This window comes from Caballeronia glebae (assembly GCF_001545035.1).
Classification (GTDB): Bacteria; Pseudomonadota; Gammaproteobacteria; order Burkholderiales; family Burkholderiaceae; genus Caballeronia; species Caballeronia glebae.
The window spans coordinates 14,482-38,866 of sequence record NZ_FCOJ02000040.1; the positions used below are offsets into that span (position 1 = coordinate 14,482).

At 61.4% G+C, this 24,385-nt stretch carries 23 protein-coding genes; 7 read left to right on the forward strand and 16 right to left on the reverse strand.

The features are described 5' to 3' along the window. Window positions 1-29: 29 nt before the first annotated feature. The 5 genes from folC to AWB82_RS24185 all read left to right on the forward strand — a co-directional run bounded on the left by folC (window position 30) and on the right by AWB82_RS24185 (window position 5,748). A complete protein-coding gene (folC, locus tag AWB82_RS24165) occupies window positions 30-1,340 on the forward strand; it encodes a bifunctional tetrahydrofolate synthase/dihydrofolate synthase (protein ID WP_086971726.1) in 1,311 nt (436 codons plus the stop codon). Window positions 1,341-1,381: 41 nt separating this feature from the next. Then, on the forward strand, window positions 1,382-2,239 hold the full coding sequence (locus tag AWB82_RS24170; RefSeq protein WP_086971728.1) for an SPOR domain-containing protein: 858 nt from the start codon (window positions 1,382-1,384) through the stop codon (window positions 2,237-2,239). Between the two features lie 9 nt (window positions 2,240-2,248). Beyond that, entirely contained in the window at window positions 2,249-2,782 is a 534-nt protein-coding gene (locus tag AWB82_RS24175) for a CvpA family protein (RefSeq protein WP_086971730.1), read from the forward strand. 141 nt (window positions 2,783-2,923) lie between these two features. Beyond that, window positions 2,924-4,471, forward strand: coding sequence for an amidophosphoribosyltransferase (gene purF, locus AWB82_RS24180; protein ID WP_086971732.1), 1,548 nt, complete (start codon window positions 2,924-2,926; stop codon window positions 4,469-4,471). A gap of 89 nt (window positions 4,472-4,560) precedes the next feature. Continuing rightward, a complete protein-coding gene (locus AWB82_RS24185) occupies window positions 4,561-5,748 on the forward strand; it encodes an O-succinylhomoserine sulfhydrylase (protein ID WP_086971734.1) in 1,188 nt (395 codons plus the stop codon). Here the strand turns inward: AWB82_RS24185 and AWB82_RS24190 are convergent. From AWB82_RS24190 to AWB82_RS37265, 11 genes are all read right to left on the reverse strand, one after another. Next, window positions 5,745-6,527, reverse strand: a complete 783-nt coding sequence (locus tag AWB82_RS24190; RefSeq protein ID WP_235023419.1) for an AraC family transcriptional regulator — start codon at window positions 6,525-6,527, stop codon at window positions 5,745-5,747. The two genes, AWB82_RS24185 and AWB82_RS24190, sit on opposite strands and share 4 nt — an antisense overlap. 11 nt (window positions 6,528-6,538) lie before the next feature. After that, window positions 6,539-6,880: an FKBP-type peptidyl-prolyl cis-trans isomerase gene (locus AWB82_RS24195; protein WP_086971738.1), complete on the reverse strand. Its 342-nt coding sequence runs from the start codon at window positions 6,878-6,880 to the stop codon at window positions 6,539-6,541. A 118-nt stretch (window positions 6,881-6,998) separates the two neighbouring features. Continuing rightward, entirely contained in the window at window positions 6,999-8,411 is a 1,413-nt protein-coding gene (locus AWB82_RS24200) for a hypothetical protein (RefSeq protein WP_086971740.1), read from the reverse strand. Window positions 8,412-8,528: 117 nt separating this feature from the next. Further along, window positions 8,529-8,774 carry a hypothetical protein gene (locus AWB82_RS24205; RefSeq protein WP_086971742.1) on the reverse strand — a complete coding sequence of 82 codons (246 nt, stop codon included), beginning with the start codon at window positions 8,772-8,774 and terminating at the stop codon, window positions 8,529-8,531. A gap of 138 nt (window positions 8,775-8,912) precedes the next feature. Further along, the gene (locus AWB82_RS24210; RefSeq protein WP_086971744.1) at window positions 8,913-11,264 is read right to left on the reverse strand and encodes a polysaccharide biosynthesis tyrosine autokinase; all 2,352 of its coding nucleotides are present in this window, start codon (window positions 11,262-11,264) and stop codon (window positions 8,913-8,915) included. 502 nt (window positions 11,265-11,766) lie between these two features. Then, on the reverse strand, window positions 11,767-12,870 hold the full coding sequence (locus AWB82_RS24215; protein WP_086971746.1) for a glycosyl hydrolase: 1,104 nt from the start codon (window positions 12,868-12,870) through the stop codon (window positions 11,767-11,769). 108 nt (window positions 12,871-12,978) lie between these two features. Beyond that, complete coding sequence (locus tag AWB82_RS24220; RefSeq protein ID WP_086971748.1) at window positions 12,979-14,058, reverse strand: glycosyltransferase family 4 protein; 1,080 nt, start codon at window positions 14,056-14,058, stop codon at window positions 12,979-12,981. 10 nt (window positions 14,059-14,068) lie between these two features. Next, window positions 14,069-15,223 carry a glycosyltransferase gene (locus AWB82_RS24225; RefSeq protein WP_235023420.1) on the reverse strand — a complete coding sequence of 385 codons (1,155 nt, stop codon included), beginning with the start codon at window positions 15,221-15,223 and terminating at the stop codon, window positions 14,069-14,071. 570 nt (window positions 15,224-15,793) lie between these two features. Beyond that, window positions 15,794-15,955: a hypothetical protein gene (locus AWB82_RS37725; protein ID WP_159462621.1), complete on the reverse strand. Its 162-nt coding sequence runs from the start codon at window positions 15,953-15,955 to the stop codon at window positions 15,794-15,796. Window positions 15,956-16,252: 297 nt separating this feature from the next. Further along, on the reverse strand, window positions 16,253-17,533 hold the full coding sequence (locus AWB82_RS24230; protein WP_086971752.1) for a flippase: 1,281 nt from the start codon (window positions 17,531-17,533) through the stop codon (window positions 16,253-16,255). A 438-nt stretch (window positions 17,534-17,971) separates the two neighbouring features. Further along, window positions 17,972-18,292: a hypothetical protein gene (locus AWB82_RS37265; RefSeq protein ID WP_143756831.1), complete on the reverse strand. Its 321-nt coding sequence runs from the start codon at window positions 18,290-18,292 to the stop codon at window positions 17,972-17,974. A gap of 101 nt (window positions 18,293-18,393) precedes the next feature. Between AWB82_RS37265 and AWB82_RS24235 the strand changes: the two genes are divergently transcribed. After that, window positions 18,394-19,518 carry a sensor histidine kinase gene (locus AWB82_RS24235; RefSeq protein ID WP_327345406.1) on the forward strand — a complete coding sequence of 375 codons (1,125 nt, stop codon included), beginning with the start codon at window positions 18,394-18,396 and terminating at the stop codon, window positions 19,516-19,518. Between the two features lie 61 nt (window positions 19,519-19,579). Beyond that, window positions 19,580-20,944 carry a hemolysin family protein gene (locus AWB82_RS24240; RefSeq protein ID WP_086971753.1) on the forward strand — a complete coding sequence of 455 codons (1,365 nt, stop codon included), beginning with the start codon at window positions 19,580-19,582 and terminating at the stop codon, window positions 20,942-20,944. A gap of 175 nt (window positions 20,945-21,119) precedes the next feature. Here AWB82_RS24240 and arsH read toward each other — a convergent pair whose 3' ends face one another. The 5 genes from arsH to AWB82_RS24265 are packed head-to-tail and all read right to left on the reverse strand — an operon-like array spanning window position 21,120 to window position 24,201. Next, the gene (gene arsH, locus AWB82_RS24245) at window positions 21,120-21,884 is read right to left on the reverse strand and encodes an arsenical resistance protein ArsH (RefSeq protein ID WP_086971754.1); all 765 of its coding nucleotides are present in this window, start codon (window positions 21,882-21,884) and stop codon (window positions 21,120-21,122) included. Next, entirely contained in the window at window positions 21,884-22,978 is a 1,095-nt protein-coding gene (gene arsB, locus AWB82_RS24250; RefSeq protein WP_086971757.1) for an ACR3 family arsenite efflux transporter, read from the reverse strand. Before arsB ends, arsH begins: the two co-directional genes overlap by 1 nt. Further along, window positions 22,965-23,420: an arsenate reductase ArsC gene (locus AWB82_RS24255; protein WP_086971758.1), complete on the reverse strand. Its 456-nt coding sequence runs from the start codon at window positions 23,418-23,420 to the stop codon at window positions 22,965-22,967. Before AWB82_RS24255 ends, arsB begins: the two co-directional genes overlap by 14 nt. Further along, on the reverse strand, window positions 23,417-23,872 hold the full coding sequence (locus AWB82_RS24260; RefSeq protein WP_086971760.1) for an ArsI/CadI family heavy metal resistance metalloenzyme: 456 nt from the start codon (window positions 23,870-23,872) through the stop codon (window positions 23,417-23,419). The genes AWB82_RS24255 and AWB82_RS24260 overlap by 4 nt, the downstream gene beginning before the upstream one ends. Continuing rightward, complete coding sequence (locus AWB82_RS24265) at window positions 23,869-24,201, reverse strand: ArsR/SmtB family transcription factor (RefSeq protein WP_086971762.1); 333 nt, start codon at window positions 24,199-24,201, stop codon at window positions 23,869-23,871. The genes AWB82_RS24260 and AWB82_RS24265 overlap by 4 nt, the downstream gene beginning before the upstream one ends. Window positions 24,202-24,385 lie beyond the last annotated feature (184 nt).

The following is a 24,385-nucleotide window of genomic DNA, read 5'->3' on the forward strand; positions in this document are numbered from 1 at the left end:
CGCGGCGTTTTGCTTTCCCGGTCTCCAAAATGAACACTTTCCCCACTCTCGACGCCTGGCTCGCCCATCTGGAAGCGGCGCATCCGGTCGGCATCGACATGGGTCTCGCGCGCATCGGCAAGGTGAAGGATGCGCTCGGCCTGCATTTCGACTGCCCGGTCATCACCGTCGGCGGCACGAACGGCAAGGGCTCGACGTGCGCGATCATCGAAACGATCCTGCTGCGCGCGGGGTATCGCGTCGGCTGTCATACGTCGCCGCATCTGCTGTCGTTCAACGAGCGCGCGCGCATCGACGGCGCCGAGGCGAGCGACGCCGATCTGCTCGAACATTTCGCGGCCGTGGAAAAGGCGCGCGCGAGTCTGCCCGAGCCGGTTTCGCTGACCTATTTCGAATTCACCACGCTTGCTATCCTGCATCTCTTCGCGTCGCGCAAGCTCGATGCGGTGATTCTCGAAGTCGGGCTCGGCGGTCGTCTGGACGCGGTGAATATCGTCGATACGGACTGCGCGGTGATCACGAGCATCGACATCGACCATACGGACTATCTCGGCGACACGCGCGAGAAGATCGGCTTCGAGAAGGCCGGCATTTTTCGCACGGGAAAGCCAGCGGTGTGCGGAGATCCGTCGCCGCCGCAGAGCCTGATCGATCATGCCGAGTCGGTCGGCGCGGACCTTTGGCTCGTCGGACGCGATTTTCGTTACGAAGCGCAACCGGGCAACGAGCGCCAGCAATGGAGCTATATCGGCCGTGCGCAACGGCGCTCGTCGCTGGCGTATCCGGCGCTGCGCGGCGCGAATCAACTCATCAATACGTCGGCGGGGCTGGCCGCGCTCGAATCGCTGCGTGACCGGCTGCCGGTTTCGGCGCAGGACATCCGCCTCGGGCTCGCGAACGTCGAGTTGCCGGGCCGTTTCCAGGTGCTGCCGGGCAAGCCGCAAATCATTCTCGACGTTGCGCACAATCCTCACGCTGCAGCGGTCTTGTCGCAAAATCTCGGCAACATGGGCTATTTTCCGTACACTTACGCGGTGTTCGGCGCGATGGGCGACAAGGATATCGAAGGCGTCGTGAAGCAGCTCAAGGGCGAGATCGACCACTGGAACGTGACCGCGCTGCCAACGCCTCGCGCCGCCTCGGCGGAGCAACTGGAACACGTATTGCGCGATGCTGGTGTCAACGACAGCGCCGACAGCAGCGTTGCTCGTTTTGAAGCACCAGCGGCGGCTTTTCAAGATGCGTTAAGCCGGGCGACCGAAAATGATAGAATTTTGGTTTTCGGCAGTTTCTACACGGTAGCCGGCGTCATGGCTTACCGCCGAATGCAGCATAACTAGCAGCATCAATGAGACGGTTTGCCGTCGGCACCAAGCGATACATGGGACTTTTTTCGTTCGGCAAGAAAGACGACTCCGGTCGCGAAGCATATTCAGAATCCTCGCGCGGCTCGCGTCAAACCGTCCGTACGGAACGCCGCACGCGCAGATCCGAGCGCACCGACGCCGACGCGATGATGCTCGATCCCACCCTGCCGGAGAAACAGCGCGCGCGCCGCAGGCTCGTCGGCGCAATCGCGCTGGTGCTCGCTGCCGTCATCGTCTTGCCGATGGTGCTGGATTCGCGTCCGAAGCCCGTCACCGACGACATCTCCATCGATATTCCCAACCGTCCGGCGCCCGCCGCGAAGCAGTCGCGCGACGCCACCGACGCCGACACGCAAGCCGGTGTCGCGCATGACGCGCCGTCGGGCGCGTCGGGCAGTGTTTCCGCCGGCGTGACGCAGCCGCAGGCCGCAGCACCAGCCGCGACGCTCCAGCCGAAGCCTGAAGCGAAACCCGAAGCGAAAGCGGAAGCTAAAGCGGAAACGAAGCCGTCGAAGCCCGCCGCCGTCGCAAGCCAGAACGCGAAGCCGCAAACCGCCGCACCGTCCGAGGATGCCAACGCGAACACCGCAGCAAACGCGGGCGCGGGCGCGGCGAACACGCCGTCGTCGCCGGCTGGCAGCCGCTTCGTGTTGCAGATCGGCCAGTTCGACGACGAAACCGCCGCGCAGAACTGGGTCAACAAGTTGAAGTCCGCGGGCGTGCCCGCATATCTCGAACATCGCAAGCAGTCGGACGGCGGAACCAAATCGCTGTTGCGCGCGGGTCCGTTCCCGGATCGCGCGTCGGCGCAGGCCGCGCTCGTGAAGGTGCGGCAGGCCGGCCTGGGCGGCGGCACCCGGGCATCGAACTAAGTCAGCTCGATGTTCACCGTTTTCGACTACGCCGTGATGGCCGTGATCGGCCTGTCCGCGCTGCGCGGCATGTGGCGCGGCCTGTTGGCCGAAGCGTTCGGTCTGGTCGGCTGGATCGCCGCCATTCTGATCGCGGGGCGTTTCGTCGGGTTCGTCGTGCCTTATATTCCGTCGACCTGGCCCGGCGGCGCGCTCACCCAATGGCTGGTGGCGTTCCTGCTGGTGGTCGCGGCCGTGCTGCTCGTATCGAGCGTGCTGTCCGCGCTGTTGACGCGCATCACGGAAGTAACCGGCCTGCGCGGCGTGGATCGCTCGTTGGGCTTGCTGTTCGGCATCGTGAGAGGGGCTATATTGGTAGTTGTTCTGGTCGCCCTGGCTGGCTTGACCGAACTGCCCGAGAAAGATTTTTGGCGCAACGCGCTGCTGCGGCCGATGGCCGAGCAAGGCGTGCGCGAATTGAAACCGCTGCTCCCCGATACGCTCGCCGCGTATGTGCACGTCGCCCCCGAAGCGGGCGGCCTGGCGCCCAACGCCGCACAATAGACGAACGGCCCGCTACACGAGGAACGCGCGACGGCTCGAAGACGCTTCGCCCCGGCCTCGTTACGGCCAAATTTTGAGAGAGGCGTCGATGATCCGGGCAACGCCTTGTCTACCCGTTTCGACTCTTTGAAGGACCATGCCATGTGCGGCATCGTAGGTGTAGTTTCCCAAAGTCCCGTCAATCAGCTGATCTATGACAGCCTGCTCCTGCTCCAGCATCGCGGGCAGGATGCGGCGGGCATCGCCACGGCGGACGGCAATAACTTCCACATGCACAAGGCCAACGGCATGGTGCGCGACGTGTTCCGCACGCGCAACATGCGCAGCCTGCCGGGCAATGTCGGCATCGGTCAGGTGCGTTATCCGACCGCCGGTTCCGCATCGAGCGAGGAAGAAGCGCAACCGTTCTACGTGAACGCGCCGTTCGGCATCATCCTCGCGCATAACGGCAATCTCACGAACTGGACGCAGTTGAAGGACGAGATGTTCCGCATCGACCGCCGGCACATCAATACCGCGTCCGACACCGAAGTGCTGCTCAACGTATTCGCGCACGAACTGCAACTCGCGAGCTCGGGTCTGCAGCTCGACGCCAACGCGCTGTGGAAGGCCGTCGCGGGCGTGCATCGTCGTGTGAAGGGCTCGTATGCGATCGTCTCGCTGATCGCGGGCTACGGTTTGATCGCGTTCCGCGATCCGTTCGGCATTCGTCCGCTCGTGCTCGGCAAGCAGGAAACCTCGACGGGCGTCGAATGGATGGTCGCGTCGGAGTCGGTGGCGATCGAAGGTATCGGCTTCGAATTCGTGCGCGATGTCGAACCGGGCGAAGCGATTTTCATCGACGCCGAAGGGAATCTGCACAACCATCAATGCGCCGAAAAGCCCGAACTCAACCCATGCATTTTCGAGCTCGTGTATCTCGCGCGTCCGGACTCGTGCCTCGACGGCGTGCCGGTCTACAACGCGCGTCTGCGCATGGGCGACTACCTCGCCGAGAAGATCAAGCGCGTGCTGCCGGACGTGCCGATCGACGTCGTGATGCCGATTCCCGATTCGTCGCGCCCCGCCGCGATGCAGGTTGCCGCGAAGCTCGGCGTCGAGTATCGCGAGGGCTTCTTCAAGAATCGCTACGTGGGCCGCACCTTCATCATGCCGGGGCAGGCCGTCCGCAAGAAGTCGGTGCGCCAGAAGCTCAACGCGATGGCTATCGAGTTCAAGGGCAAGAATGTGCTGATCGTCGACGATTCCATCGTGCGGGGCACGACCTCGCATGAGATCGTGCAGATGGCGCGCGATGCCGGCGCGAACAAGGTGATCTTCGCGTCCGCCGCGCCGCCGGTGAAGTTCCCGAACGTGTACGGCATCGACATGCCGACGCGCGGCGAACTCGTTGCGCATGGCCGCAGCGATGACGAAGTCGCGCGCATGATCGGCGCGGATTATCTCGTGTATCAGGACGTGGAAGACCTGAAGAGCGCGATCCGCGACATCAATCCGGCGCTGAAGGGATTCGAGGCATCGTGCTTCGACGGCAATTACATCACGGGCGATGTGACCACCGATTATCTCGATCGCATCGAGTCCGCGCGTCTCGCGCCGCAATCGCAGTCGGATCGCGATGCGGCGAGCGATGCGCAAGAGGGCGGCATGACCCGCTCACAGTTGCATCTGCAACTATCGGTCGAGTAAAGTCTTCAGCGCTTCATACGAGCCCGCTTCGTCTGCAAGGACCAAGCGGGCTTTTTTGCGTCGCGAGCCTGAAAACAAGGGAGAAAAACATGGACGACCACCTGAACTTCGACACGCTCGCCGTGCGCGCCGGCACGTTGCGCAGCGAATTCAACGAGCACTCCGAGGCGCTTTTTCTCACGTCGAGCTTCTGCTTTTCGAGCGCGGCGGAAGCGGCCGAGCGCTTCAGGAACGCGGAAGAAGCCTACACGTATTCGCGTTTCACGAATCCGACCGTGACGATGTTCCAGAGCCGCCTCGCCGCGCTCGAAGGCGGCGAAGCGTGCATGGCGACGGCCTCGGGCATGTCCGCGATATTGTCGGTCGTGATGGCGTCGATGCAGCAGGGCGATCACATCGTCAGTTCGAAGAGTCTGTTCGGCTCGACGATCGGCATGTTCACGCAGATCTTCCCGAAGTTCGGCATCACGACCACGTTCGTCGATCCGACGCGGCCCGGCGAATGGCAAGCCGCCGTGAAGCCCGAAACGAAGATGTTCTTTCTGGAGACGCCTTCGAATCCGCTGACCGAGATTGCGGACATCGAAGCGATCGCGAAAATCGCGAAGCATAACGGCGCGCTCTTCGTCGTCGACAACTGCTTCTGCAGTCCGGCCTTGCAGCAGCCGCTCAAGCTCGGCGCGGATGTCGTGATGCATTCGGCCACGAAGTTTCTCGACGGCCAGGGCCGCGTGCTCGGCGGCGCGCTTGTCGGTTCGAAGCGCTTCATCATGGAGACGGTTTTTCCGTTCGTGCGAAGCGCCGGTCCAACGATGTCCGCGTTCAATGCATGGGTGCTGTTGAAGGGCATGGAAACGCTCGCGCTGCGCGTGGAGAGGCAATCGGCGAATGCGCTGGAGGTCGCGCGCTGGCTCGAAGCGCATGCGGCCGTGAATCGCGTGTTCTATCCGGGACTCGAATCGCACCCGCAACATGCGATCGCGAAGAAGCAGCAGAAGGCGGGCGGCGCGATCGTATCGTTCGAATTGAAGGGCGCGACGCAGGAGCAGCAGCGTGCGAACGCGTGGCGCGTGATCGACGGCACGAAGCTATGTTCGATCACAGGCAATCTCGGCGACACGCGCACGACGATCACGCATCCGTCGACGACGACGCACGGGCGTCTCGCGCCCGAAGTGCGCGAAGCGGCGGGCATACGCGAAGGGTTGATTCGTCTTGCCGTGGGTCTCGAAGATCCCGCGGACATCCGCGCCGATCTGGCGCGCGGACTGGCTTAAGCGTCGCGTGGCGCGCTTGAGCCGAAGCCGCCGTTGCGCCATTGTCCCGGCGAAATGCCGAAGCGCTTCGAGAAGGCATGGGTGAATGCGCTTTGATCGGCGAAGCCGACATCGAGTGCGATATCGGTGAGCGACGCGCGTGGATCGGCGAGCAGGCTCAGCGCGGTGTCGAGACGCAGTCGATGCAGATAGCGATGCGGCGTCTCGCCGAACGCTTCGTTGAAGAGTTGATGAAAGCGCCGCATGCCGAAGCCGCAATGCGCGGCGAGATCGGCGATACGCAATGGCTGCGATAGTTGCAGACGCAACCAACGGTCGATGCGCGCGAAATCGAGACCGCGCATCGCATCGATGGAATCGTTCGTGTCGTGCATCAGCGCGCCGCACAGATGCGCGGCCGCTTGCCATGCGAAGCGGTCCGCGAGTTGTGCGTCGGCCAGATTCGCGCGACGGGCGACATCGGCGACCGCTTGAGTCACGCGAGGGTCGATGGCGATCGCGCGCGCCCGCTCGAAGTAGCGCGCGGGCACCGCGACGGACGTGGCAGGCAGATCGAGCACGAGCTGGCGATTGTCGCCATCGGCCCAGTAATCGTGACGCGCGCCCGCCGGGATGATCCACGCGCCGCTGCAATCGATGCGCGCGCCGTTGCCGTCGACGGCCATTTCCATCGACCCGTCGAGGCCGAGCACGATCTGATGGAAGTCGTGCACGTCCGACGCTTGCGCGGCCTCATAGCGGCGCAGCGACACGGCGGGGCGATGGAGCGGCGCGCTCATGCGGAAAAAGCTCAGACGTCCAGCAGTTCCACTTCGAACACGAGCGTGGCGTTCGGGGGAATCACGCCGCCCGCGCCGCGCGCGCCGTAACCGAGTTGCGGCGGAATCGTGAGACGGCGCGTGCCGCCCACCTTCATGCCCTGCACTCCTTCGTCCCAGCCCTTGATGACCATGCCGCCGCCCAGCACGAAGGCGAACGGGTCGTTGCGGTCCTTGCTGGAATCGAATTTTTGGCCGTCCGTCAGCCAGCCCGTGTAGTGAACGCTGACCGTCTTGCCCGCGACGGCTTCAGCGCCATCGCCTACGTTGACATCTTCGTATTTGAGACCGGAATCGGTCGTGACAATCGACATGGTTGCTCCCTGGTTGCCCGGCCATCGACGATGGATGAGCCGGTGTTCAAAACCGACATTGTAGAACGTCGCCGGAAGCAAGGCGGCGCGCGCCAGGCGCCGCTTTCATGACATGGCCTCAGAGATGACGGCCGCGCGGGCCGAAGCGCGAGCCGATGCGCGCGCCGATCTCCGGCCTCACATGCCTGCCGATGGCGGTGCCGATCGAAGCGCCGTCCGGCGCATCCGGCATCGCGGTCGCGGCGGACTGATCGCCTTCCTGCTGCCTCGCGAACTTGAGCGCGCGCACGCGCACGTAGGCCATCGCGACGAGCGTCCAGGGCGCGAGATACGCGAACTCGGGCACCGAGACCATCATCATCGTCCAGGTCGCAGCGCAGCACTGGCGCAGCGCCATGCCGCGCGGGTCCCAGTCGAGCTTGAACGCCGGATAGAGCATCAGCGCGCTGATGAAGATCGTGCCGACGACACCCGTATTGACGAGCAGCGTCGAGAAAAGATCGGTCGAGCGTATATAGCCGAAGCCGATGCCGAAGAGCTGATTGAGCGGCGCAGCATTGAGCCACAACTGCATCGACTGGAGGAAAAGCACGCCGCGGTCGGAGCCCGACTCGGTCTTCGCTTCGAGCTTGTCCGTCACCATCTGCTTGAAGAGATCGGCGATGTAATCCTGCAACAGATACGCGATCACGCACAGCACGAAAAGCCCGATCAGCGCCTTCACCGGATTAATGCCGAGCTTGCGCACGCGGATGAGCGAATACACCGCGTAGCCGATCAGCACCGTCGACGAAGTGGTCATCAAGAGCGACAGGCCGATGACCCACACCGGCCAGCGCACGCGCGAGGTCGCGTTGAAGTAGACCCAGAACGGGAAGATGGACATCGCGTACATCGACGGCTCGCCGGTTAGCGCTTTCAGGCGCTGAATGGGAAAGCCCTTGATGTCGATCTGCTGGAACGAACTGCCGTTCACCGTGCCGTCCGAGCGCACGATGCCCTTGCCGAACTGATCGCCGAATGCGCGGTTGGAGACGAAGTCGCCCGGCTGACCCGTCACGATGAAATAGGCCACCTCGAATATGCCGTAGAGCGCGAGCAGCGTGATGGCCGCGAGAAGCCACTGGTCCCAGGTCGGCTTGTAGTAGTGGTACACATACGCCGCGTAGAGCACGACCGCCGCAACGTAGAGCGACTGCGTGAACATGCTCTTGCGCATGATGAAGGTGAAGGGATCGGTATCGTCGACGAGCGCGATCTTGCTGAAGTCGGGATCGAAGGGCGCCATCATGTCCGCGAGCTGCGAGGTGCAGACCATCAGCAGCCACACGGCGAGCGCCGCGATCACGAAGTGCATCCAGCTCTTGCGCGAGCGCCCGCCGAACAGCAGCACGAGCGGCACGGAGAGGAAACACATCAGATAGCCGATCGTCGTGCCCTGAATCGAAGGCATGATGAGGAACGACGTCACCGGCATCGCGAAGGCCCAGATTCGGTAGTAGAGATCGGTCAGCGCCGCTTTATCTTTCATCGTCGAAGGTAGGATGCAGCCCGCTGCAAGGCGGGCTGTCGGTCGTTATCGGTGTCGCGCCTGATATGGCGAAAACGAAGCAAGCAATACGCCTGCAGGCTCGATGATTCGCTTGGCTCATGCTCGCGGTCGGAACGTCGCCAGCAGCGCGAGCATGATCACGAGCGCCGAGCGTAGTGAGAGGCGCGGCACGCGCCAGGTGGCGACGGGTTCGGGCGCGGGCGGCGGCAAGGGTTGCACCGGCTCCGCCTTCTGCACGCGATGAAAATCGCAATGCGGACACACGCTCAACGCGGCGCCCACTTGTCTGCGGCAACGCGGGCATTGCACGAGCCGATGCCTGAAGGAAAAACGTCCGCTCATATGCGTTTCTCTCCTCGACCCGGTTGCCGACGCGCTCGCGTCGAAACCTCGTGCAGACACCGGCGTACCAACGTGAAGCGCCGCGTGACGGGCACGCGGCGCGATGCTTCATCCGCTGCGCTTGATTATGCGCCGCGATTAATTCATCGACTTGAACGTGCTCGTATAAGCCGCCGCGTAGCCATAACTACGACGATTGCTCGGACGTCGCGGAATCGCGTTGAAGACCGAGCCCACGAGCCTGCCGCCCGAACGCTGCACCTTCTTTACGGTTTCCTCGATCTCTTCCTCGCTCTGAATGCCCGAGCGCAGCACGAGCACGGTGGAACCCGCATCGCTCGCGACGATCGCCGCATCGGTCACGACGAGGAACGGCGGCGTATCGACGATCACGAGGTCGAATTGATCGCTCATACGCGCGAGCATGTTGCGAAAGCCCGGCATCATCAGCAGCTCGGAAGGATTCTCCGGATAGCCGCCGCACGACATGAACGACAGCCCCGGCACGCCGACATAACGGATCGCGTCGCCGAGCGCGAGTTCGCCCTTCAGCACTTCGGAGAGACCGCCCGGATTCGACTGCTTGAAGAACGATGCGATATGGCCGCGCCGCATGTCGCCGTCGATCAGCAGCACGCGCAGACCGATTTCCGCGAGCAGCACCGAGAGATTCGCCGCGACGAAGCTCTTGCCCGCCGACGGAATCGGACCCGTCAGCATCACGATATTGTTCGGCGCATTGGCGAGGTCGCGATACAGCTCCGTGCGCACCGCGCGCAGCGCCTCGACGGCCGGATCGTGCGGGAAGCGCGTGGCGAGCACGCGGGCATCGCGATCCGTGTCGGCCACGTGCGGCATCGCGAACGCGTCGTGCTCCGGCAGATGAATGTGCGGCAACGCCTTCGGTGGTCCGCCGTTCTGCGCGCCGGAGTAGGTGAGCGGCGCATGCTCCACGGGCGACACGGCAATCTCGTGATCGAGCATCGCCTGTTGCCGGCTGTACAGCACTTCGCCCAGTACCGGCACCGAGAGATGGCGCTCGACGAACATCGGATCGGTCACGCCGATCATCGCGTGGCGGCGCAGGAAGATGAAGAACGTGCCGATGAAGAAGCCGAGGCCCGTGCCCGCGGCGATCACGAGCGACTTGTTCGGTTTCACCGGACGATACGGACGCAGCGCGTTATCGACGATATGCGCGCCGCCGCTCGTGCTTGCGCGGCGCACGGAAAGTTCTTGCGCCTTGTTCACCATTCCCATGTAGATGGTTTCGGCCACGCGCGCGTCACGCGTGAGCGTCGCATTCTGACGCTCGGAGGCGGGCATGCTGTCGAAGCGCTGCTGAATCTGCTTGTTCGACGCTTCCAGTTCCGAAATCTGCTGACTGAGATTGACGACTTGCGGGCTGTTCGGCTGGAAGCGCTGCAAGGCCTGCGTGCGCTGCAGTTTCAACGTCGCGAGTTGCTGCATCGACACGATGCTGCCTTGCAGATACGCCTGCGCTTCGTTGAGCGGCTGCACCGACTGCGATTTCGACCGGAACGCGCTCAGGTTGCCTTCGGCGCGGCGCAGATCGCTTTCGAGGCGCGGCAATTCTCCGCGAATGAATTCGAGCGTCTTCGTGTCGTTCGCTTGGCGAGCCTGAACGGCGGCCGTCAGATACGCCTGGCCGAGCGCGTTCGCGACATCGGCGGTCAGCGCGGGATCGTCCGCGTTGAAGGTGATCTGCACGACGCCCGTGTCCTTCGCGGACTCGGCCACCTTCATCGATTTCTTCATGAGCGCGATCGCATCGAGCGTATTGAGGCGCGTCACGTCGAAATGCACGCCCGGATGACCGAGCGCGCCATTGACGAGAATCGACACGCCATTCGCCGATGCCGGACGACCGATCGTGCCGCGCACGAGCATGGCGCCGTCGGGGTCGCGCAGTTCGTACTGGTTGTTGTCGAGCAAAACGAAGTCGAGCTTCTGGTCTTCGAGCGCGGGCGGCACGTCGAGCCGGCCGATCTGCAACGACTCTCCGCCCCATCCGTATGAATCAAGGCCGAACCACGCGGGCGACAAATGCCCCTTCTTCGCGAACAGATCGGCGATCTGGCCGAGCACGGGGAACGTGTCCGGCTTGACCTTGATGTCGAAGCGGAACTGCTTCACGACGGGTTCGAGCACCGAGCGGCTCTGCATCACGGAGATTTCCGCGGGCGCGAGCTGACTTGCGGTCGGCTGGGCCTGCTGCATCTGCATCTGGTTTTGCGGCGCGATACCGAGCGCGTTCGGATCGGGCGGATCCACACGCACGACCACGTCCGACGAATAGATGGGCCTGGCAAGAAACGCATACGCGGTCGCGAGCGCGGCCGTGATCCCGATGAACAGGAAGAGAATGCCAAGGTGATCGCGCAGGAGCCTGAGCATGTCGCTCGCGGTGAATTCACCGTCGTCCTTGCCAGGGCGCGAGGATCCGGAGTTGACATAGAGGGTGTTCAATGGCGCGTCCTCAGTTCGATAAGTTGAGCGTTGTTTCCCGGGCCGAGAAAAAACGAAAAGCCCGCGCGACATGCTCGCGGTACGTCTTACGTGTTATTTGATCCGGCGCGGGGCCGTCGGAACTTCCAGACCAGACTAAAGACGCGAAAGGCTCTGAAAAAAGCGTGCGAAGCGCGCGATGCTTCGAGTTCGCATGACGAAGCGCGTCGGCTCGTCGGAGTGCGATATCTTCATGAAGCACACTCCGTGCCTCGGAACCGCGTCTCTGGATTCGGCGGATGAAACTCGCGAATCCCGCGACGCATCGCTTGCTGTGAAACGATACGTTGAGTCCGGAAAAAGCAGTGTTAAGCGTATCTTCCTGACCCAAACTGCATGCGTCTGTTGTGTAGCGTACGTAATGGACGCGGTAAGGGCGGTCGCGCCGGTTGCGCACACGTCTTTTCACGCGATAATGGCCGGTTACACCCATGATTTATTCGTAACACAAAAGGTTGAGCTTTCATGGCATAGGATTGGCCTTGATGAAATCCCGCACGGTATTGAAGCGCGACTTGCGCGTTTTACCGTCATCCTGGATCACGCCGTAATTGCCATCTCCGCCATAGCGCTGGTCGTCATACAGCTCGTACAACGTCACGTTCTGAATGTTGTAGGTCTTTGCAAGCGACACGAATCCCTTCAATGCTTCGTTGCCCACGAGATAGCCGCCCGGGTCCGCGTGCGTCGGCCGAACACCGTACTCGGTGATCCAGATCGGCTTGCCATAGCTGTCGCGCAGCCGTTCGAGCACGTTGACGTTCTTGTCGCCCGCCGCCGTGATCGAGCCCATGTTCGAATACCAGTGCCACGCGGTGATGTCCCAATGCGGAATGGGATGGCCGCGCGTGCCGTCGGGCTGCGTGCCCGCATACAGCATGTCGGTGAAGCCGTAATGAAGCCAGCTGAACGATGTCAGAAGGATCTTCGCGTCCGGATTCGTTTCGCGTATGCCTTTGATCAGACCGAGGATCGAGCCGCGCGCCTTCATGAACCTCGCGTTGTCGTAGTCCTGCGGATGCTCGCCGCTACGGTCCGAGCCGAGTATCGTCCAGTTATCGTATTCGTTGCCCACCTGGTAATACGTGACGAGGCCCTTCAGCAAGCTCCCCGCCGTCTTGCCGAGCGCATAGCCGCGCTCGAAGGTTTCCTGCTCGCTCGCGCGCTTCTCGGGTTCGAAGGGTGTGACGAGCGCGAGCACGCCGATGCATTGCTTCGCCGCCGCGCGCGCGAAATTCGCGACCATGTGCGCGCTCTGTTCGCTCGATACATCCTGCGCATATATCGTGACGCCGAGATCGCGGAGTTGTGAAATCTGCAAGTCGTGGCCGCTCATGCCATACGCGCCGTGATGCTCCAGATGTCCCGCGATGCCATAGAACACGCCTGTCGAGCCATTGCCACAGGCGATTTTCGGCGACGCGACGCTTGCGGCGTCCGCTTTGGAGGTCGCCGAGTGAGTGCTGTGATAGGCGTCGGACGTGCCGCTGCGCGCGTAGATCAAAACGGACGCGCAGCAGAGCGCACCGAAGAGGGATACGGCAGCCACCAGAGTTCGCATCGACATTCGGCCCTCATGAAAGCGCCCGCCGTTCTTCGGCGAGCACGTCGGAATGATGTGACGCCGCGCGCGCGTTTAGCTTGCGCGCAGCGGTGCCGGTGATGCCGTGTGTCTTCACGGCTTGTCGATGAACTGCATCAGCAGGCGGGCGCTTTCGGTCCAGCGAAAGCGCTCTGCATGCGCAAGGCCGCGACGTCTCAGGTCTTCGCTCAGTTCAGGCGAATCGAGCAACTCGCGCAGCTTGTTCGAAATGTCTTCGACCGAGTACGGGTCGCAATAGATCGATGCATCGCCGCACGTTTCCGGCAATGCGGCCGCGCGTCCGACGAGTGTCGGGCAGCCGTTGCGCATTGCTTCGAGCGGTGGAATGCCAAAGCCTTCGTAAACTGAAGGATAGAGGAAGCATGCCGCGTTCTGGTAGAGCGCCCGCAGTTTTTCGTCGCTGACGTAGCCGGCCTGCTTGATGTTCGGCGCACTCGACAAATCGTGCGCCTTGCCGAAGATCGCGGCGTTCTTCATGCCGACGATCACGAGATCGATCGACGGATCGTTCAGACGCATGAACGCTTCGACGAGGCGCTTGAAGTTTTTCGTCGGATTCATGCTGCTCACGGCGAGCACGTAACGTTGCTTCGTGAGCTTGAGTTCATCGATCACGGATACGTCCGGCGTGATGTGATCGAGGTGATCGGCCGCGAGCGGCACTACGCCAATGCGCTCTGCAGGCACGCCGACGTGATGCGCGAGCCGGTCGCGCGAGAACTGCGAATTGGTCAGCACGCAGCTCGACGTGCGCGCCAGGATCCAGAACATCACGTGATACCACGTGCGGAACTTCCACGAGAAATGCGCGGGCGTATCGAACACCGCGGCATCGTGCATATAGATGATCTGGTTCGCGCGAAAGATGGAGCCCGAGTTCGAGAGATTCACGATACGCGAGCGCCCCGCGAAGAGCGGCAGCACGATCTGCTCCCAGAAGACGCCCTTGCCGAAGCCGAGCTTGACGGCCTCGACACCTTGCACGGGATCGAGGCCGCCTTGCGGTGGAACCGCGAGCGTCATATGCGAGCCTTGCGGCAGCTGTCCGAGCGCGGCGACGAGCTCGCGCGCGACGCGTTGCACTCCGGTGGTCTTCTGGCTCGTGAAGCGGCCGTTATAGACGAGCTTGTTCGTGGCGATGGTCGTGTTCATGTGCAGGGCGTCAGAACTGTGAATCGGAGCTGGTTTCATACGATGCAACCTCGTTCGCGCCGAGCGGTTCGCGCGTGTGTCTGTCGGAGCCGAACTCGTACATCGAGAGCCATTGACGGAAGATCGTGTCCATCGAAAAGCGCTTGCTCGCGGATGCTCTCGCCGCACCGCCCATGCGCGCGCGTAGCGCCGGGTCGTCGCGCAACATCGCGATGTACTTCGCCATCTCGTCCACGCTCGACGCGACGAAGCCCGTCACGCCGTGCTGCACGACGTCGCGATTGCCGACCACGTCGGTCACGACGGCAGGCACGCCCGCGACCTGCGCCTCGATCAGTGCGATAGGCATGCCTTCCCAACGCGACGTCTGCACATAGATATCGAGCCCCGAGGTGAGTTCCAGCGCGCGATCGCGCGTGACCCAGCCGCTGCACGATACGGCGCCGCTCGGCGTACCCGCCGGCAACTCGTTCTCGTTGCCGCCGATCCAGAGAAAGTGCACGGACGGGTCGTGAAGCTCACATGCGAGCTTGACGAACGCTTCATGATTTTTCTGAAACATCGCCCGGCCGCTCATGCCGATGGTGATGTCCGTAGCGCCGGTACCGAGGCGCGGTGGAATCTCCGGCACGTTCACGCCGTTCTCGATCATGCGGGCACGCCGCGCATGCATCTTCGTTTCGATCTCGGAGAGCTCGCTTTTCGAACACGCGACGATGGTGCCGCCCAGCCGCGCTGCGATGCGCTCGAAGCTCAGATAAGCGAACTGCTTTACCGGCGAGACGTCGCGGCGCAGAAATGCGAGGCCATGCGGGGAATAGAACACGCGTGCGCGCGGCGCGGCGATGCGCGCGGCCGCGCGTCCGAGAACCCCCGCCTTGGACGAATGCAGATGAATTACGGACGGGTCGCACTCCTTCAGCTTACGCACGAGGCTCATAAGACTGGTTAGATCATTCTTCATGCTTACTTCGCGGAACATGCTGACGTAGGTTAGCTTTACCGCCGGATGAAAGAGCTTTGCGAAGTTATTGGGTGTTTCCTGCCGGATCGAATGAAGGATCGTTACGCCGACGCCAGCGGCCGCCGCGCGGTTCGAAAGCTGGGTCAGCATGGACAGCACACCGCCGCCGAAGGCTTCGGTGATATGGACGATCTCTTTCATATTCAACTCTTCGATTGGCGTTTCGCCGAGCGCCCGCGGCGAAACGCAATGAGAAGGAATGGCCTAATCGTTATGGAAATGACATGACGCGTTCGCGCAGGGCGAACGCATCCGCGGTGGCGTTCATGGCCACCTTTGAGGGACGTGTCGAAGGCCGGGATATGCGTGTCGCAGTACTAATCGGACGACGTTTATACGCGTCCGAAAAGCACCCACGAGATCCGGCACAGCATTACTCGTTCCCTGTGCATGGGGTGCGAGAACCCCCGTCAAGCCTGAATGACCAAGCCTGGATTTACCTGCCGCAAGCTCCCGGACCAGTTACTTTGGCCGGATGGGCGCCCCGATGTCGGTCTTTGCGAAGGTTATTCTGCGTCGCGCCAGTGAAGCTCAGTCAAGCCAGTAAAACGGCTGTTCTGCAGCGGGACGTGAAGCCGATAGGTTCAAGCAAAGGTCTGAGCGACTCTGGGCTGGAAGTGCTGCAAGCCAGCCTGGAGCACGTTTCCCGGTCTTCCTGGGAACGTTATGAAGGTCAGCTAAATCGTGCTGACGAATACGGGATCGTGAAGCTTATTTCGTGGCGGCAGCATTCTGCTGAGCAATCGCCGTTTCGCAAATCTGTAGAAGGATTTGCAGATCCTTGAGTGGTACTGCGACCGATTGCATGCGCAGGCTCTCGGCCTGATCGGCCAGCTTTTGCACATGCTCGACCGACATTTCTTCTGTTTCCATTCTGCAGACTCTCTTAATTAAACGCTGTTCGTACCATTAAGATATCGACTCTAACTGCATGGGTCGGTTCGTTGACTCACATACTTAAATGCAACTTTGGGGTAGCGCGCAAGTCGTATGCGTCCGCTGCGCTTTTTGGGTGCAAAACCAAGCTTTGTTAAAGTGCGTGATTCGATAAATGCGTTACCAAACAGAATCACTTGTTACTTTTTATAACACGCCAGTTTCACATTGACGGCGACGTGAATAAACAACTGCGTGAAATCTTATTAGCCACGTCGTAATTCCGCATACGGTTCACGTCGTTTCCGAACCCGCGCTTCCCGCAATCGGACGCTGACGCTTGAGCAACGGCACGCCTTGCAGATGCAGAGTGAAGGCCATGGCTGCAGCCACTAGCGTCTCGACAATCAGCACCGTAGCCGCCGCACCCTGCTCGCCGAAGAGATTCGCCAGCACGGCAAGCAAACTGAAATTCAACACGGCGGAGGCCATCAGCACACGGCTGAACTGCGCCTTCATGCCGAGCGGAAGCATGGTCTGAACACCGAAGAGATCCGTGAGACCGACCATCAGCGGCACGAACGCCATCCAACGCAACACCTCTACGGTAGGCAAGAACTTCGGTCCATACAAGAGTTTTACTGCAAGCGGCGCGCCGAAGAAGATGCACACCGAGATCAGCGACACGATCAGACCTTGCACGACAAACATCTTGCGCAGAAAAGCAAAGGCATCTTCCTTCGCGTGATGCATGAGAAAACTTACGCGCGGATAGGCCGCCGTCTTGAGCGGTTGGAGCATATTCAGTGCCGCGCGGATCAACTTGTCGCCCGCAGCGAAGTAGCCGGCCGCGACAGTGCCCGAGATGAATGTCAGCAGCACGATGTTGCTCGATGCATAGATATCGACGATCGACGTCGCGATGAAAACGCTCCAGCCGTCCTTCAGACGAACACCGATGGTCCTGAGCGACACGCGCACGAAATCGAGCTCGCGCCGGAAATAAAGATACGTGCAAATCGCAATGCCCGATAGCAGCGGCACCAAAGCATTGACGGCCATCGCGAGGTAAGCATCGTCGCGCTCACGCACGAAGAGATACATCGCAGGAACACTGAGCGCTCGTCCGATGAATACGAATACGCTCAACATGCCGAGATCTTCGATACCCTGAAAGTACCACGTCGGAATAAGCATTGCACCGATAGCCTGACCATAACCAATGATCAGCAACTCGCGATTCTCTTTCAGATAAGGTATGAAGGACGTCAGCGCGATCACGACGAAGAGGCCTGCGAATGCGAGCGCGGCCTGAGTGACGATGGTTTCCCAGAACACCTTCGAGCGCATCTCACGGCTTTCCCGGTTGATCGAGATCTTGGGCGTCGCGGTCAACGAGAAGCTGTAGTTCGTAATTGAAATGAAGTATGCGGTGAAGGCGAGGCCGAACGCGAGCCGTCCATATTCGCTCGGGCCGAGGACGCGCGCGAGCCACGGCAGCGTCAGGAGCGGTGCGAGGTATGTCGATACCTGCAACGTCATCAGGATCGTGAAGTTCTTTCGAAATGAAGCCATTGAACGGTTTTTTCCCCGGCTTTCGCGCAGCGTGATTTTATGACTATGACGCAAGGCTACGAACCCTGCATGCTCACCCTTTTTTAGGGGAGCCTTTGGGTGACAACGCGTGGAGCGAATAGTTTCGCTCGTGCGTGTTGCCGTCGATGCGGCGCGGGCCAAAGAGGTCTGCGCACCCGTGCCTTGGCCTGGCATCCGGCGCGCTGAAGTTGAACGAAACGCGCCGGTTCCGGACCGTCGCCGGTTTCCGGAGCGCGCTGTCTGTACGACAAGAGCTATTTAACAAGGAAAACCCGTATTCGTCAGTGGGTTTGCGCACGTAAGATAGCCCCGAAATGCGATCGTTCGGTTGAAATCTTCGCCAAGTGCTGGTAAGCGAACCTGCGCGTTCAGCCTTGCACCTAGACATCGCATGGACGTTTATGTGGCTTGTGATAGTCACGCGGCGGCGACGAGTGCAATGCTATAGACAGGCTTACGCCCGGAACCTTCGGCTAGCCCCAAAAAAATCGCGTATTGCAGACCGATTCTGAAGATTCGCATTGAACGAAAGCTTTCAAAAAACGAGTTAATAGTGATGCGATATTTTCTTGAATCGACCCACGCGTGCGGACCGAAAACGGGCGAATAACACGCGCCGATGCGCATGCTCCCGAAGCGTCCGTGCACGCAAATTGCTGTGAACGGCGCGGGAGTGCGCAGCGCACCGCTGCCGCATGTGCCATAGGCGCTCACATATAATGACCTGAAGGGATTCATCCGCGCACCCCATTCCTCAGGGCAAACGCGCAATGCAGCCGCAACGCATCCGGCTTTCGCGACATCAACCGCAACACCGATTCACGCAAGGACCCATAATCGTGACAACGTCTTTTTCCAGTACGGTCGAGCCCGAAGGCGACAAGTCCTTCGATGCGGCCGTCGCAGGAAACGACGGCGTGCTGGTGCTCGACGCCGCCCAGCGATGCCTCTCCGCCGACACCGTTCTCGCTCATCTCTTCGATCTCGATCCTGCCGCGCTGACCGGCCGGGCACTCGCCGACACGCCGTTGCCCCGTCCGCTCACGGCCGTGCTCGCCGAGGTGGCCGATGCCGCGCTCGCGGGCAACGGCACGCGTCGCGCGCACGTGAGCTTCGACGAGGACGACGCGCCGCGCGCCTTCTCGATCATCGCGCTGCCGGGCCCGGATTGCGTGACGCTTATCGTGTCGCGGGCGGCGGGCGCGTCGGACAGCGAAAATGGCGCCGCCGATCGCATCGCGCATCTGCGGGCCGAGGCTGCGCTCTTCATGCGCGATCACGTGCTATCTGTCGTATCGCACGATTTGCGCGGCCCGCTCAACGCGATCCATAGCTGGGGCTACGTGCTCGAACGCAAGGTCGACGCCAACGATCCCGCCGCGCAGCGCGCGCTCGCGGGCATTCGCTCGGGCGTGGAGCAGCAGGTGAAGCTCATCGAACAATCGATCGATACGACGCGCGCCGAGACCAAGGCGCTGCAGGTCGCGCTCGCGCCTGTCGCGGTGCGTCCGCTTCTGGAAAAGAGCGCGGCGCTCGCACGTGCCGGCGTCGCGCGTGCCCGTGGCGTGACGATCGATATCGATTCGCCGCTCGCGGAGGAACAACTCGAAGGCGATGCCGAGCGTCTCCTGCAGGCGCTCTGGCTCATGCTCGCGTTCGCCGCCGAAGCGAGTCCCGCCGGCGCGACCGTGCGCGCGTCGAGCGACGTCGAGGGCAGCATGTGGCGCACGGACGTGCATTTCACGGCGTCGGCGCAGGCACTCGGCGATACGGCGTCGCCACACGTGCTCGAAGCGTTCGCGCGGCGTCAGGCGCTCGAACCGCGCGAAGGCGGACGTGTCGCGTGGGGCCTCGCGTTGTGCAAGCGCGTGTCGGAAGCGCATGGCGGCGCATTCGAGCATAGCGACATCGTCGACAATGCCGAGGTCACGCTGTCCGTGCGCGTGCCGGTGGCGGGGATGTAAATTGACTTTCGATCAGCTGTCGCCCATATACTGACGCTTTCCACTTTCGAAGAGAGTTGCTTTGGCTCAGGTTGTCGCGCTGATCGGCGCATTGTTGCTCGTCGCGTTGAATGGCTTCTTCGTCGCGGCGGAGTTCGGGCTCGTCAAGCTGCGGGCCACGCGCGTCAAGGCAATGGCGCGCACCAACGGCCTGCCCGGCCGTCTGCTCCTGAAGGTGCACGGGCAGCTCGACGCTTATCTGTCCGCCTGTCAGCTCGGCATCACGCTGGCATCGCTCGGACTCGGCTGGATCGGCGAGCCGGCGTTCGCCTCGCTGCTGCATCCGCTCTTCACGCTGTTCGGGGTCGAGTCGGAGAAGCTGATCGACACGATTTCGCTCTTCTTCGCGTTCACGGTCATTTCGTTTTTGCATATCGTGGTCGGCGAACTGGCGCCGAAGTCGTGGGCCATCCGTCGCGCGGAGCAGGTTGGCCTGTGGCTTGCCACGCCGCTCTACGGCTTCTACTGGCTGATGTACCCGTTCATCTGGGTGCTCAACTCGAGCGCGAACTTCGTGCTGCGTCTCTTCGGCATTTCGGGCGAACACGGTCACGACGCGCATTACTCCACCTACGAACTCAAGCTCATCTTGCGCGGACGCCGGCTTGGCGGCGCCTCTTCGTATAACGAGGATGAGTGGAACACGATCGCGCATTCGCTCGATTTCAGCCGCATGACGGTTTCTGACCTGATGCGTCCGGCGCACGAACTCGTCGGCTTGCGCAACGATCTGCCGATGCGCGATAACCTCGCCGTGATCGCGCGGCATCGTTTTTCGCGCTATCCGCTGTTCGCCGATGCATCGGGCGAGCGCGTGATCGGCATGATCCATTTGAAGGACCTGCTGCTCTCGGGCGATGGCGGCGCGCGCGGCTTCAACTTCAGCTTCTCGAAAGATGTCGCCGCGAAGACCGACAAGCTCTCGCGCTATGTGCGGCCTGTGCAGTATGTCGCGCCGAATCTGTCGGCGCTCGAATTGTTCCGACGTTTTCGCAAGGGCGCGCCGCGTCTCGCGATCGTCGGGCGCAAGGGCGCGAAGCCCATCGGCTTCATCACGCTCGATAACCTTCTCGGCGCGCTCGTCGGTCAGATTCACGACGAGTTTCGTCAGGGCGATGCCGATTGGTCGCGCATGGACGACGGCACGTTGATGGGCAAGGGCAGCTTGCCGGTTGTTTCGCTGGAACGCGCGCTAGGGATCGATATCGACGAAGGGCGCGCGGAGTCGGTCGGCGGACTTGTCATCAATGCGCTGGGCGATTTGCCTAGCGAAGGGCAACGGGTCGGGTTCGACCGGTTCGATATCGTCGTCAAGAAGATGAATGGACCGAGGATCGTGTTGGTGCGGGTCTATCCAAGGGAAGAGGCGCTTGAGGAAGCGGATTGATCGTTTCTTTTTCGCGAGATTCCGTATTCGTGCCGGTCTCATAAAGCCGACACGAATCTAGGATTCCATAGAAGCGCAAGAGGACGAGCGAAGTCTCCATCGGCACGTGACGGAACCCCGCGATACGAGCTGCGCTGCTGCCAGTATTCATGTTGCGAGGTTTTCACGCCGTTCGTCACTCGGTCTCGCCGCTGTCGGTGTCCGCGTTGGCATTGTTCTCGTGATCCATCGCAGCTGAAGCCAGTGAGGTAGCAAGTTCGGCATGGGCTTCCTTTCGCTCGCTGTAACGGTCCGTCAGGTAGTCCGAGCGATCGCGAACGAGCAGAGTGAACTTGACGAGCTCTTCCATCACATCGACCATGCGATCGTAATAGGAGGAAGGCTTCATGCGGCCGTCTGTGTCGAACTCCTGATAAGCCTTCGCAACCGACGACTGGTTCGGGATTGTCACCATGCGCATCCAACGTCCAAGCACGCGCAGCGCGTTGACCGCGTTAAATGACTGCGAGCCACCGCACACCTGCATGACGGCGAGCGTGCGGCCCTGCGTGGGACGAACGCCACCGCTTTCGAGCGGAAGCCAGTCGATCTGATTCTTGAACACTGCCGTAAGGGTCCCGTGACGCTCGGGGCTGCACCACACCTGACCCTCCGACCATTCAGACAGTTTGCGAAGCTCGACGACCCTTGGATCATCTGGGCCGACGCTATCGACAATTGGCAGACCATGAGGATCGAAGACGCGCGTATCGGCGCCGAAATGCCTCAATATGCGTTCGGCTTCGAGTGTCAGTAGTCGGCTGTATGACGTCGACCTCAGCGAGCCATATAGCAGCAGGATACGCGGCGCATGACTCGATATGCTGGCGGGGTCTAGCTTCTTGAGGTCGGGAGTGTCAAGGTGCGGCACACTGATGTTCGGAAGGTCGGTCAGGCTCATCACGCGCCTCCCATCCTGCGTTGATTGATCGTGTGCTTTTGCTCGTACCACGCCTGCGAACGGTTGACGACGCCCACGACGAGCAGCATCACAGGCACCTCGATCAGTACGCCGACGACCGTGGCAAGTGCTGCCCCCGAATGGAATCCGAACAGGCTGATGGCGGTCGCAACGGCCAGTTCGAAGAAGTTACTCGCACCGATGAGGCTCGACGGTCCTGCAACGCAATGCGCGACGCCGAGCCGCCGGTTCAGGACATAGGCGAGTCCCGAGTTCACAAACACCTGAATGAGGATTGGCACCGCGAGCATGGCAATTACCAGCGGCTGCTGCACGATGGCTTCGCCTTGAAACGCAAACAGGAGGATGAGCGTCGCGAGTAGCGCACTAATGGAGTACGGGCCTAACCGTGCTACAGCCTTGCGGAAACGGGCCTCACCGCCTGACATCAAGTATCGGCGCAGCAATTGCGCGAGCGCCACCGGAATGATGATGTACAAACAGACCGACGTGATGAGGGTGTCCCACGGCACGGTGATCGCCGACAGGCCGAGCAGCAGCGCGACCAGCGGCGCGAACGCGACAATCATGATGGAGTCGTTCAGTGCGACCTGTGACAGTGTGAAGTACGGGTCGCCTTTGCAAAGTTGGGACCATACGAACACCATCGCCGTACACGGTGCGGCAGCGAGCAGGATCAGCCCTGCGATGTAGCTGTCCAGCTGATCAGAAGGCAACCATGCCGCGAAAACATGCCTGATGAAAACCCAACCGAGCAGCGCCATTGAAAACGGCTTGACCAGCCAGTTGACGAACAGCGTCACCCCAATGCCGCGCCATTGGCCCTTCACTTGCGTCATGGCCGCGAAGTCGATCTTGACCAGCATGGGAATAATCATCACCCAGATCAGCAGCCCGACGGGCAGGTTGACGTGTGCTACTTCCATGCGCCCGATGGCCTGAAATACACCGGGCAGTAACTGACCGAGCAGCACGCCCGCGACGATGCACAGGGCCACCCAGACGGTCAAATAACGCTCGAAGAAACCGATGGCGGGACCGGTTGCACCAGGTTGCGCGTCAGTGCTGCTCATTCGTTCCCTCTGCTGGCCGGTTGCCGATCACGCGCATCTCATGCTGGACTGAATTGCGGTTCAGTACGTGCAAAGGCAGGTTCACGAACTGGCTCACACGATTCATGATCTGCCGATAGATCTTGTTGAAGAACGCCCGTTTTTCTTCATCGGTGCCCTCGAACGCGGCGGGGTTCTGAAATCCCCAATGCGCGGTCATCGGCTTGCCCGGCCACAGCGGACAGCTTTCCCCGGCCGCTTGATCACACACTGTGATGACGAAGTCCATCTGGGGCGCTTCGGGCGTCGCGAACTCATCCCAGCTTTTGCTGCGCATCTGCGACACGTCGTAACCGAGGGCCTTGCACCGTTCGATGGCGAACGGGTTCACCGTACCCGGCGGATGGCTGCCCGCGCTGTTGCCTGTGCATAGGATCAAAATTGAATACGGTTTGTTGCTCACGAACGCCTCTGCAAGGTCACGGCGGATTCAGTGGGCGAACAACAGGCGGTCGCTTCGGCCGATCGGTCATGGGACTTGCCGTACACGGGTGCGGATTCGAGTGTATGGAACGTCTCCCAAGCAACGCCTTGCGGATCGACCGTCCATGCCTTTTCCGATCGTGCGTAGCAGCAGGTTGTATCGTCTTGAACCTGAACAGGCAGACGAGCCGATGCGAATCGCGCGTTCATCTCAGCGAGTTCGTCCGCACCCTCGACCTGAATGCCAATGTGGTCGACACCGAGCGGCGCGCCACGCTGCGAGATCGCAAAGTTCACCGCTGGGTCGGCTAGTTCCCATTTGCAGTAGTCGGGCTTGCTCACCGTGGGCTCGACGTTGCCAAACAAGGCGCGGTAGAACCGCGCGCTTTCGTTGAGATCCTGAACCGACACGTGGATGTGGATGCGCTTCACGATTTATCTCCGCAACAGTTGGACGGGTCGCTTGCCGCGCAAGGCGCGCCCGCGCAGCAGTTCTCCGTCATGAAACCGATGAGTCCGTTCATGGCCTCGAAGTTGGCCGAGTAGTAGACGAAGCGGCCCTCTTGCCGCGCGCTGACGAGTTCGGCATGAGAGAGGTCCTTTAAATGAAAAGAGAGGCTCGACGGCGCGAGTCCAACATGCTGCGCAATTTCACCTGCGGCCATCCCCTCGGGGCCGGCTACGACAAGCGTCCGGAAGATCGCGAGGCGCGATTCATGAGCGAGCGCGCCGAGCGCGCGAACGACGAGTTTGGAGTCCATGTTCCCAACGATAGCGCATCGAATTCGATATTTCAAGAAATATCGAAATGTCGCGTAAGGTGGACGAGCGAGTGGTGCCTATCGTCGGACGTAGGTTGCGTAAGGCAAAACGCTTTTCATGCAGCCTCTTATGACGCCCTCTTACGGCAACGTGCGGCGAGGTGCTTACGACACCAGGTTCTGA